Here is a 10,853-nt window from a genome sequence, read left to right as displayed (position 1 = left end):
GTCACCGTTGACAGAGAGGACCGCGCATGCCGACCTTCACCGCCGCCGACGGCACCGAGATCGCCTACCGGGTCTGGGAGCAGGACTCGGAGCTGCCCCTCGTCCTGCTGCACCACGGCTTCATCGCGGACGGCGAGAGCAACTGGGTCCTGCCGGGCATCGTCCCCGCGCTGACCGCCGCGGGCCGCCGGGTCGTCACCATCGACGCCCGCGGACACGGTGGATCGGGCAAGCCGCACGACCCCGCGCGGTACGGCGAGGACCGGATGGCCGAGGACGTGACGAGGCTGGTCGACCTGCTCGGCGCACCCGTCTACGACCTGGCCGGTTACTCGATGGGCGCGATCGTGGCCCTGCTCACGGCCGTACGGGACGAGCGCGTGCGCCGGCTGGCGGTCGGCGGCGTCGGCGCCGCGGTGGTCGAACTCGGCGGGGTGGACACGCGGGTCATAGGGGGCCCGGTGCTGCAACACGCCCTGCACACCGACGACCCCGCCTCGATCACCGATCCGGCCGGGTCGGGGTTCCGCGCGTTCGTCGACGCCGTCGGCGGTGACCGGATCGCGCTCGCCGCGCAGGCCGCGGCGGCCCACGACCGGCCGATCGCGCTCGACGCGGTCGAGGCGCCCACGCTGGTCCTCGCGGGCCGCGACGACGCACTCGCCGTCCGCCCGCAGGTGCTCGCGGACGCCATCCCCGGCGCGACGCTGCGGCTCGTGCCCGGCGACCACATGCAGGCGGTGCTCGACCCGGCCTTCCGCGAGGAGCTCGTCGGTTTCCTCAACGCGCCCTGAACGCGCGGCCGACCGCGGGTGCACGGGGTGATGCCGGGACGGGCGCCGGGATCCGCCCGCGTGCCGGGCCGGATCGCGTCCGGTTGGCCGAGATCGTCCCGGCGGCCGGCCGGGGGCGGCGGCTTCGCGAAGGAGCCACCCGCCGGGTATCCGCCATTGCCGTTTGCCGGTCCCCCGCCGCCGGACGGCGGGCGCGGCCGGTCCGCGGTGCCCGGCCGTCTCCGTGCTGCCGTGCATCAATGGCCCCTGCGGCACCATGCGAACAGGCCGTCACAGTCCCCTCACGGTACGCACACTTCCAGCCGAGTGCCGTTCCGGGTGTTGCCGACGGGGCAGACGGTGCACCGGCCGGCTGCCTAGCCTCCCGGGCCATGCGATCAACTCTGCCGAGACGTCTCGGCCTCGCCTCCGTCCTCGCCCTCGTCCTCGCCCTGTTCGGCCTGGCCCCCAGCGCCAGCGCGGCCGACGCCGACCTGACGTTCACCACCGACACCACCACCGCGGTGCCCGGCGGCACGGTGAACCTGTCGATGACGCTCACCAACAACAAGACCTACGACATCTGGTTCGTGCACCAGACCATCGACCCGACCTGGCTGACCACGCAGCGGCCCGACCTGAAGTACAGCTTCACCGGCTGCACCCTGGCCTCGGACACCGGCAGCACCCCCTGCTCCGGCACCGGGCCCGCCAACCTCGGCGGCAACTACGGCGCCACCGTTCCGCCCGGCCAGAGCCGCACCGTGACGCTCACCCTTCAGATAGCCGCCGACTCCGGCTGCAACGGCGACATCGGCTTCTACTCCTACTTCTACGCCGAGTTCAGCGACAGCACGAACATCAGCGGCGGTCCGGTCTACACCCCCGAGACCCGGGTCAACTGCGCCGCCTGACGCCCGGCCCGTCCCCTTCGCGGCGGACCCGCCGCTGCCGCGAAGGGGAACGGTGACCTAAAACAGTTCCACGGCCGAAATCCAAGGCCGGTCTACACCAGTAACCTCCCGGCCGGACGGAAGCGGACCCTCCCCATGCGTCCCACCTCGGCCTCGAACGGTGTGAGACCCCTCACGCCCGACGCGCCGCGCGCGCCCCGGCCGCACCGCCGACCGTTCCGGACCCGGTTACAGCCAGTTGGACGCCCGCTCTTTTCCGTCATGTTTCGCAGCAGGACCACAAAAGCTACACACAGACCCCACTATGTGACGCGACGGATGCGACGACGACCGACGTCTGAGGGGGGCGACGGCGTTGCGCAAGGGGGGTGGCATCCGCTCGCGAGAGCACTGCCGCTCCCTGTCCGGGAGGGGACAACATCCGCATGAAGTCGACCACGCGCATAACCGCCTTGGCCGCGGGCGCGCTCATCGCCGCGCTCTGCTCACCCGTGGGCGCGGCCCACGCCGACACGGCCACGCCCCGCATCGATCTGCGGGTCCTGGTGGTGAGCGACGGCGGCCCGGCCACCGACGCCATCGCCGCCGAACTGGACACGGCCGGCACTCCGTACACCGAGATCGACCTCCGGCAGTCGGGCCGGCAGGTGATCGACGCCGCTTTCCTGGCGGACACCGTGGACGGACAGCCGCGCGCGAAGTTCCAGGCCGTCGTGCTGCCCAACGACAACCCGTTCGCCGCGGGCTCCGCCGAGATGGCCGCGCTGGCCGCCTATGAACAGGCCTACGCGATCCCGCAGGTCGACGCCTACACCTACGCGCGTCCCGAGGCCGGACTCCAGTACCCCGTCAACGGCGGCTACTCCGGCAGCATCGACGGAGTGGCGGCCCAGGTCACGGACGCGGGCAAGGCGGGGGCCTTCGGCTACCTCGACGGCGCCGTCCCGTTCGAGGACAACTCCGCCGACGTCGGCGAGAGTTACGCGTACCTGTCCACGCCCGCCGCGGGAGCGGACTTCACGCCGTACGTCGACGCCGCGATCCCCGGCACGTCGAACCGGGGCTCGCTGGTGGGCGAGTACAAGCACGACGGGCGGCGCGAGCTGGTCGTGACCTTCGTCTACAACCAGTACCAGCAGCAGTTCCGGCTGCTGGCCCGGGGCATCGTGGAGTGGGCGACCGGCGGTGTGCACCTGGGCGCCGACCGCAACTACTTCGCGGTCCACGTCGACGACGTCTTCGCCGCCGACGACCGCTGGAACAGCGACCTCAACTGCACGCCCGGCGACGTCGACTGCACGGACGGCTCGGTCGAGCCCGACCCGATCCGGATGACGCCCGACGACGTCGACCACGCCACGTCCTGGCAGACCAGCAAGGACTTCACCCTCGACCTGGCCTACAACGCCGTCGGCACCGTCAACGAGCGCGAGGACAACAACGGCACCGACCTGCTGGCCGACGAGCTGGTCGCCGACCGCGACGCGTTCCGCTGGATCAACCACACCTACACACACGCCTTCCTCGGCTGCGAGCAGGACGTCACCGTGGTGCCGTGGAAGTGCGCCACGAACGCCGACGGCAGCACCAAGTGGGTGAGCCAGAGCGACATCTCCGACGAGATCGCCACCAACCGCGCCTGGGGCGAGAGCGCCGGACTGCCGCTGGAGAGCGACGAGCTGGTGACCGGCGAGCACTCCGGTCTGCGGATCCTGCCGCAGCAGCCGGACGACAACCCGAACCTCGGCCCGGCCCTCACCGCCAACGGCGTCGCCTGGCTCGGCTCGGACAACTCCCGTGACCCCGAACAGCGCCAGGTCGGCTCCGCGACCACCGTCTCCCGCTATCCGGTGAACGTCTTCTACAACGCCGCCAAGGCGGCCGAGCAGGTCGACGAGTACAACTGGATCTACACCAGTCGCGCCCAGGGCGGCAGCGGGATCTGCGAGGACAACCCCGCCACCTCCACCTGCCTGACCGCGCCGCTCGACACCGCCACGGGCTACGGCGACTACATCGTGCCCCTCGAGACCAAGACGGCGCTCGGGCACGTGCTCTCCAACGACCCCAAGCCGCACTTCATCCACCAGTCGAACCTGGCCGAGGAGCGCATCGCCTACCCCGTCCTGAACGGCGTGATCGACGGCTACGACGCGCTGTTCGCGGACAACGCGCCGCTGGTCAACCTGCGGATGAAGGACATCGGGTCCGAGCTGGGCAAGCGCGCCGCGTGGAAGTCCGCGCTGGCCTCGGGCGAGGTCACGGCCTACCGGGTCGGCGACACGGTGACCGTACAGGCGCCGGACGACGTGGCCGTCTCCGCGACCGTGCCGGCGGGCACCACCGCGGGCGGCTCCGCCTTCGGCACGGCGTACGCCGGCGGCCTCTCCGGCTGGGCCGAGGCGTCCGCCGGTCCGCTGACCCTCGCACTGCCCTCGTCGGCCGACGCGCCGTCCACGCTCCGCGACGCCGAAGGCGGCACCACGGCCCCGGACACCTCCAAGGCTCCGCGCACCCGTGTGCCGGCCGGGGTGACCGAGTCCGTTCCGTTCACCCCGGAGAGCTGAACCGGGCACCCCATGAGGTTCCGGCCGCGCCATCCGCGGCCGGAATCTCGCACGACCACCCCACACCTCGGCCGTGGAGCACAACGATGCCCGTTCACCACGGCGCGCAACGCCCCAGCGCAACGCGCGTCACACTGCTCACCGAAGGCACTTACCCGCACAGCCACGGCGGCGTGAGCGTCTGGTGCGACCAGCTCGTCGGCGGCATGCCCGACATCGGCTTCGACGTCATCGCCGTCACCGGAACCGGCCGCGAAGCACTCGCCTGGGACGTCCCCGGACACGTGTCACGTGTGGTCTCGGCCCCCATGTGGGGACCGCCGCCCGAGGGCCGCCCGCCCACCGGACCCGCCCTGGACCGGCTCACCGACGCCTACGAACAGTTCGTGACGTCCCTGCTCGACCCGTGCGCGGAAGATCTGTTCGGCCCCGCCCTGTACGCGATGGCGCGGGCCGCGGCGGACGGCGCGCTCAGCCCCTTTCTCCGCGGCGACCGGGCGATCTCCGTCCTCACCGCCGTGTGGAACCGCCCCGGCCTCGCCGTCCGCGAGGCCCGGCCGACCCTGCACGACGCCCTCACCGCCACCACCCTGCTGGAGCACGCGCTGCGCCCGCTGGCCACCCCGCCGCCCGAGAAGGGGGTCGCCCACGCGGTCAGCGGCGGCGTCGCCGTGCTGCCGGGGCTGGCCGCGCTGGAACGGCACGGCGTACCGCTGCTGCTCACCGAGCACGGCGTCTACCTGCGCGAGCGCTACCTCGGCTACCGCACCGCCCCCTACCGCTGGCCGGTCAAGGCCGTCGTGCTCGGCTTCTTCCGGCTGCTCGCGGAGGAGACCTACCGGCGGGCCGCCCTGATCACCCCGGGCAACCGCTACAACCGGCTGTGGGAGGAACAGGGCGGCGCCGACCCGGAGTCGATCCGCACGGTCTACAACGGCGTGGACCCCGCGGCGTTCCCGCCGGCCGGTCCGGAACCGGACGAGCCGACGCTGAGCTGGGCGGGCCGGGTCGACCCGATCAAGGACCTGGAGACCCTGATCCGGGCCTTCTCCCTCGTACGCGCCCAAGTACCCGCCGCCCGGCTGCGGTTGTTCGGCGGCACACCGCGCGGCGGCGAGGCGTACCGGGAACGGTGCGAGGCGCTGGCCGCCGAGCTCGGCCACGCGGACGCGGTCACCTTCGAGGGCCGCGTCGACGACATCAAGGACGCCTACGCCGCGGGCAATGTCGTGATGCTCTCCAGCATCAGCGAGGGCTTCCCCTTCACCCTGATCGAGGCGATGTCGTGCGGCCGGGCCACCGTCTCCACGGACGTCGGCGGGGTGCGCGAGGCCGTCGGCGACACCGGTCTCGTCGTACCGCCGCGCGACCCGGCCGCCATGGCCGCCGCCGCGCTCGAACTCCTCGGCGCGCCCGGGCGCCGCCGGTCGATGGGCGAGGCGGCCCGGCTGCGGGTGATCGAACAGTTCACGCTGCGGCAGACCGTCGACACCTTCCGCGCCATCTACCTCGAACTGTCGGAGCTGGGTGCGATGGCGCCCCGGGTGCCCTCGTGGGCGCGGGTGCCCGCCTGGGCGAAGCGCGCCCCGGTACCGCGCACCGCGCCCGTCGCGCCCGTCGCCCTCGCGTCCGCGGGCGGCACCGCGGACGAGCGGCCGAGGAGTCTGGCCGGATGAGCGGACCCATGGCACTGGAGCCGGGCGGCGTGGAGCAGGAGACGCTCAGCCTCCGGCTCGCCGAGCCGCCCGCGCGCCGGGACGACGACCGCACCCTGAGCCTGAAGGCGCCCGGCACCGCGGCGGTCGACCGGCTCGCGGCCGACCTGGCCGACCGCATCGGACCCGCGGTGCACTCCTACGAGGTGGCCGCGCTCCTGGAGTCCGAGGGCCTGACCGCGGAGGTGATCCAGGAGCGGTACGGGCACCCGAACCTGTTCTCGCTCGCCTCCGCGCTGTACGAACGGGTGCCGCGCACCTACCCCGAGCCGCCGCCGCCCGCCGACGCCTGGCGGCCCGACCATGTGCGGTGCGCCCTGCGCGGCGTGCTGTTCGCGCTGCCCGGCCTCGCCTATCTGCTCACCGGGCGGCTGTGGCAGGCCGACCGGGACCTGCCCGTGCTCGTCGTGGCGGGGCTCGTCTCCTGGGCGTGGGGCCAGGCGCTGGGCCACCGTGCTTTCCTGCGCATGGCCACGGGCCGCCGGGAGGCGGGCCGCACGCTGCTGAAGGGCGCGCCCCTGGGCGCCCTGGTGGCGGCGACTGCGGGTACGTGTCTGGCGGGCACCGGCGCGGCGGTCGTGGCCGCCGTCGCGCAGTCCGTGTACCTGGCGGCGGCCGGTGTGCTGCTGGTCCTGGGCCGGGAGCGGCTGCTGCTGGCCGCGCTCACTCCGCTGATCGCGGGGGCGGCGCTGCTGCGCTGGTGGGAGCCGGGCGCGCCGGTCCGCGCCGGGCTGACGCTGCTCGCCCTGCTCGCCGTCGTCACCGCCACCGGCCGGGTCCTCAAGGACACGCTCGCCCTCCCGCCCGCCGCCGGCACCCCCGCCCGGCCCCCGCTGCTCGGCTCGCTCCCCTACGGCCTGTTCGGCCTGGCCGCCGGGGTGCTGGTGCTGATCGAGGGCAGGCAGCACCCGTACGCGGTGATCGTGCTGACCGTGAGCATGGGTCCGGCGGAGTGGCTGCTGTACCGGTACCGGGGGCTGTCGGTGGCGGCGCTGCGGGCGACCGGCACGCCGGCCGCCTTCCTGCTGCGGTCGGCGGGCGTCCTGGCCTGCTGTCTGCTCGCCTATCTGCTGCCGCTGGTTCCGGCGGCCCTGCTCACCGGCGTCGACCCGGCCCCGCTGCTGCTGCTCGCGGCGACCCTGTGGACCGCGCTGCTGCTCCAGGCGTTCGGCGTGGCCTGGCCGCCCGCCGGGGTGTGTCTGGCGGCCGCCGCCGCCGCGGGCGCCGCGGTCCTGTGGCACCTGCCACCGGGCGCTGCCGCCCTGCGGCTGTGCTGCGGCGCCGCCACCCTGTGTCTCACCGCGTGCGTACTGCGGCTGCTCGGCCGGCCCGCACAGCACGCCTGATCACCACCGCACCACCGCACAGACCCGCACCCGCACGTGCACCCCGCACCACCAGGCACCGCCGTCCGGCCAGGCCCCAGCCGGCGTCCCCCGACAGCACTTGATCGACCGAACGGAAGGACCCCTGAGTTGTCCCCCACACCACTTGCCGCCGTCACCGGGGCCGAGGGTTTCATCGGCTCCCACCTCACCGAGGCGCTGGTCGCCTCAGGACACCGGGTGAGGGCCATGGCGCAGTACAACTCCTTCTCCTCCTACGGGTGGCTGGAGACCCTGGCGCCCGAGGTGCTCGCCGAGGTCGAGATCGTCCTCGGCGACGTCCGGGACCCCGGCTCCGTCCGCGGCCTGGTGGACGACGCGGACTGCGTCTACCACCTGGCCGCGCTGATCGCGATCCCGTACTCCTACCAGGCGCCGCACAGCTACGTGGACACCAATGTCACCGGCACCCTCAACGTGCTGGAGGCGGTGCGCGCCCTCGGCACCCCACGGCTGGTGCACACCTCCACCAGCGAGACCTACGGCACCGCGCGGACCGTGCCGATCACCGAGGACCACCCGATCAACACCCAGTCCCCGTACGCCGCTTCGAAGGCGGGCGGCGACCGGCTGGCGGACAGCTACCACGCCAGTTTCGACACCCCCGTGGTGACGCTGCGGCCGTTCAACACCTTCGGCCCCCGCCAGTCGATGCGCGCCGTGATCCCCACCGTGATCGGCCAGGTGGCGGCCGGGGAGCGCACCATCACCCTCGGCGATCTGCGCCCCACCCGGGACTTCACCTACGTCAAGGACACCGCGCGGGCGTTCCTCGCGGTGGGCACCGCGCCCGCCGAGCAGGTGGTCGGGCGGACCTTCAACGCCGGTACCGGCGGCGAGATCTCGATCGGCGACCTGGTCGCCCTGATCGGCAAGGTGATGGACACCTCGCTCGACGTACGCGAGGACGTCCGCCGGATCAGGCCCGCGAACTCGGAGGTCCTGCGGCTGGTCGCGGACGCCACCCGGCTGCGCGAGGCGACCGGCTGGAGCCCCGCGCACGACCTGGAGCAGGGCCTCGCGCACACCGTCGAGTTCTTCCGCGACCCGGCCAACCTGGCCCGCTACAAGACCGGCATCTACAACATCTGACCCCGTCCGGCACGTCTGCGCACGTACACACGGAGGAGAGTCCCATGCACGCAGTGATCCTGGCGGGGGGCAAGGGCGTCCGGCTGCGGCCCTACACCACCGCGCTGCCCAAGCCGCTCGTGCCCATCGGCGACCAGCACGCCATCCTGGAGATCGTGCTGCGCCAGCTCGCCACGGCCGGTTTCACCGGCTGCACCATAGCCATAGGCCACCTCGGCGAGATCATCCGCGCCTATGTCGGCGACGGCTCGCAGTGGGGCCTGAAGGTCGACTACACCACCGAGGAGAGCCCGCTGGGCACCATCGGCCCGCTGCTCACCATGCGCGAGCGGCTGCCCGAGTCGTTCCTGGTCATGAACGGCGACGTGCTCACCGACCTCGACTACGCCGACGTCCTGCGCCGGCACCGGGACTCCGGCGCCCCGCTGACCATCGCCACGTACGCCCGCAAGGTGCACATCGACTTCGGGGTGCTGACCACCCGGGCCAGCCGGGTCGTCGGGTTCACCGAGAAGCCCAGCATGGACTACCACGTCTCCATGGGCGTCTACGGGCTGTCCCGGGCCACGCTAGAGGGCTACACCGCCGGGCTGCCGCTCGGCTTCGACGAGCTGGTCCTCGACCTGCTCAAGGAAGACAACCCGCCGTACGCCTACGACTTCGACGGATACTGGCTGGACATCGGACGCCCCGACGACTACGACCGGGCCAACGCCGAGTTCACCACCCGCAAGTCGCTGCTGCTCAAGGGAGCCTGACCCCCGCATGCGCATTCTCGTCCTGGGCTTCACCGGCTATCTGGGCGGCCACGTCGCCGAGCGGTTGCGCGTCCTGCCGGACGTGCGGCTGCTCGGCGGCGGCCGCTCGCCCGCCGCCGACCTCGGCGTCGACCTGGCCACCGCACGCCCGGAACACCTGGCGAAGGCACTGGCGTCGGCCGCCCCCGACGCCGTGATCAACTGCGCGGGCGCCACCGGCGGCGACGCCGTGACCCTCGCCGAGGTCAACTCCCGCGGCACCGCCGTCCTGTGCGCGGCGCTGCGGGACGCGCGGCCCGACGCCCGCCTGGTCCATCTCGGCTCGGCCGCCGAGTACGGACCCGGCACGCCGCAGACCAGAGTGACGGAGACGGCGGCCACCCGGCCGCTCACCGCGTACGGCGCCACCAAGCTGGCCGGCACCGTCACGGTCACCACCTCGGGGCTCGACGCGGTGGTGCTGCGGGTCGGCAACCCGGTGGGGCCGGGCGCGCCCCGCACCGGCCTGCCGGGCCGGATCGCCGGGCTGCTGCGCGAGGCCGGGCCCGACCCGGACGCGGTGATCCGGCTCGGCGACCTGTCGGCGTACCGCGACTTCGTGGACGCACGCGACGTGGCGCGGGCCGCGGTGCTCGCGGCGACGGCGCCCGGACCGCTGCCCGGCGTCCTCAACATCGGCGGCGGGGACGCCGTCCCGGTGCGGGACCTGGTCCACCGGCTGGCCCGGATCTCCGGGTTCCGCGGGCGGATCGAGGAGAGCGGCCCCGACCGCTCCGCACGCTCGGGCGGGGTGTCGTGGCAGTGCTCCGACATCACCGCCGCCGGGTCCGCGCTCGGCTGGCGTCCCGCCCTGACCCTGGAGGACTCGCTGACCGCCCTGTGGACGGCGGGCGCGTCCGCCGCGCCGCCCCGCGCGGAGGGCGGCCCCACGCCATGAGCCTGCTGATCCCGCTGTACGTCCATCCGGCGGAGGACCCGGGCGCCTGGCACCGGCTGATCACGGCGGCCGACCGGACCTACGCGGTGGTGCTCAACCCGGCGAACGGGCCCGGCACCGGCCCCGATCCGGCGTTCACCGCGGCGGCCGAGGCGCTCCGCTCCGCCGGCGCCCGGCTCCTGGGCTACGTCGACGCCGGGTACGGGACCCGCTCCCCGGCCGCGATCGCCGACGACGTCACCCGGCACCAGGAGTGGTACGGGACCGACGGCTGCTTCCTGGACCGGGCGACCGCAGGAGCGGCGGAACTGTCCGCCTGCAAGCGGCTGGTACAGGCCGTGCGCAGGCTCGGGGCGGCGCCCGTCGTGCTCAACCCGGGCGTGCACCCGGCGCCCGGCTACGCCCGCGTCGCCGATCTGCTCGTCACCTTCGAGAGCCACTGGTCCACCTACGTGGCGGCGTTCAGCAGACCGGAGTGGACCGCCCGGCACCCGCCCGAGCGGTTCTGCCACCTCGTCTACGGGGTGCCCGAGGCCCTGGTTCCGCTCGCCGTACGCACCGCGCGCGAGCGGGGCGCGGGGGTCTGCGGCCCGGTGACGGGCGAACCGCCCAACCCCTGGGCAGGGTTGAGCCCGGCGCTGAACGGGACGGAGCGGTGAGGCGGGTGCCGCGACGGGCCGGGGCGGGGCGCGTGCCTCACCGCGACGGCGGG

9 protein-coding genes are annotated in these 10,853 nt (G+C 73.6%); all 9 read left to right on the top strand.

Annotated elements, in window-relative coordinates; all coding sequences use genetic code 11:
* The first annotated feature begins 26 nt into the window (after positions 1 to 26).
* On the top strand, positions 27 to 794 hold the full coding sequence (locus ACFV6E_RS03875) for an alpha/beta fold hydrolase (protein ID WP_385176041.1): 768 nt from the start codon (positions 27 to 29) through the stop codon (positions 792 to 794).
* A 371-nt stretch (positions 795 to 1,165) separates the two neighbouring features.
* Positions 1,166 to 1,687 carry a hypothetical protein gene (locus ACFV6E_RS03870; protein WP_385459230.1) on the top strand — a complete coding sequence of 174 codons (522 nt, stop codon included), beginning with the start codon at positions 1,166 to 1,168 and terminating at the stop codon, positions 1,685 to 1,687.
* A gap of 425 nt (positions 1,688 to 2,112) precedes the next feature.
* A complete protein-coding gene (locus tag ACFV6E_RS03865; protein WP_385459228.1) occupies positions 2,113 to 4,254 on the top strand; it encodes a hypothetical protein in 2,142 nt (713 codons plus the stop codon).
* Positions 4,255 to 4,340: 86 nt separating this feature from the next.
* Positions 4,341 to 5,930, top strand: a complete 1,590-nt coding sequence (pelF, locus tag ACFV6E_RS03860) for a GT4 family glycosyltransferase PelF (RefSeq protein ID WP_385459226.1) — start codon at positions 4,341 to 4,343, stop codon at positions 5,928 to 5,930.
* Complete coding sequence (locus ACFV6E_RS03855) at positions 5,927 to 7,315, top strand: hypothetical protein (protein WP_385175478.1); 1,389 nt, start codon at positions 5,927 to 5,929, stop codon at positions 7,313 to 7,315. The genes pelF and ACFV6E_RS03855 overlap by 4 nt, the downstream gene beginning before the upstream one ends.
* Positions 7,316 to 7,444: 129 nt before the next feature.
* A complete protein-coding gene (locus ACFV6E_RS03850) occupies positions 7,445 to 8,446 on the top strand; it encodes a GDP-mannose 4,6-dehydratase (RefSeq protein ID WP_385459224.1) in 1,002 nt (333 codons plus the stop codon).
* 44 nt (positions 8,447 to 8,490) lie between these two features.
* Positions 8,491 to 9,204 (top strand): NDP-sugar synthase, encoded by a 714-nt coding sequence (locus ACFV6E_RS03845; RefSeq protein ID WP_385175484.1) that lies wholly within the window; start codon positions 8,491 to 8,493, stop codon positions 9,202 to 9,204.
* Positions 9,205 to 9,211: 7 nt separating this feature from the next.
* On the top strand, positions 9,212 to 10,141 hold the full coding sequence (locus tag ACFV6E_RS03840) for an NAD-dependent epimerase/dehydratase family protein (protein ID WP_385175487.1): 930 nt from the start codon (positions 9,212 to 9,214) through the stop codon (positions 10,139 to 10,141).
* Positions 10,138 to 10,800, top strand: coding sequence for a spherulation-specific family 4 protein (locus tag ACFV6E_RS03835; protein WP_385459222.1), 663 nt, complete (start codon positions 10,138 to 10,140; stop codon positions 10,798 to 10,800). The genes ACFV6E_RS03840 and ACFV6E_RS03835 overlap by 4 nt, the downstream gene beginning before the upstream one ends.
* Positions 10,801 to 10,853 lie beyond the last annotated feature (53 nt).

The organism is Streptomyces sp. NPDC059785 (genome assembly GCF_042732375.1).
GTDB lineage: Bacteria > Actinomycetota > Actinomycetes > Streptomycetales > Streptomycetaceae > Streptomyces.
This window is presented reverse-complemented; position numbering and strand designations above follow the sequence as displayed.

Excerpts from the sequence above, each read along its gene's own strand:
- ACFV6E_RS03875 (WP_385176041.1), top strand. The coding sequence starts at position 27 with ATGCCGACCTTCACCGCCGCCGACGGCACCGAGATCGCCTACCGGGTC.
- ACFV6E_RS03870 (WP_385459230.1), top strand. The coding sequence starts at position 1,166 with ATGCGATCAACTCTGCCGAGACGTCTCGGCCTCGCCTCCGTCCTCGCC.
- ACFV6E_RS03865 (WP_385459228.1), top strand. The coding sequence starts at position 2,113 with ATGAAGTCGACCACGCGCATAACCGCCTTGGCCGCGGGCGCGCTCATC.
- pelF (WP_385459226.1), top strand. The coding sequence starts at position 4,341 with ATGCCCGTTCACCACGGCGCGCAACGCCCCAGCGCAACGCGCGTCACA.
- ACFV6E_RS03855 (WP_385175478.1), top strand. The coding sequence starts at position 5,927 with ATGAGCGGACCCATGGCACTGGAGCCGGGCGGCGTGGAGCAGGAGACG.
- ACFV6E_RS03845 (WP_385175484.1), top strand. The coding sequence starts at position 8,491 with ATGCACGCAGTGATCCTGGCGGGGGGCAAGGGCGTCCGGCTGCGGCCC.
- ACFV6E_RS03840 (WP_385175487.1), top strand. The coding sequence starts at position 9,212 with ATGCGCATTCTCGTCCTGGGCTTCACCGGCTATCTGGGCGGCCACGTC.
- ACFV6E_RS03835 (WP_385459222.1), top strand. The coding sequence starts at position 10,138 with ATGAGCCTGCTGATCCCGCTGTACGTCCATCCGGCGGAGGACCCGGGC.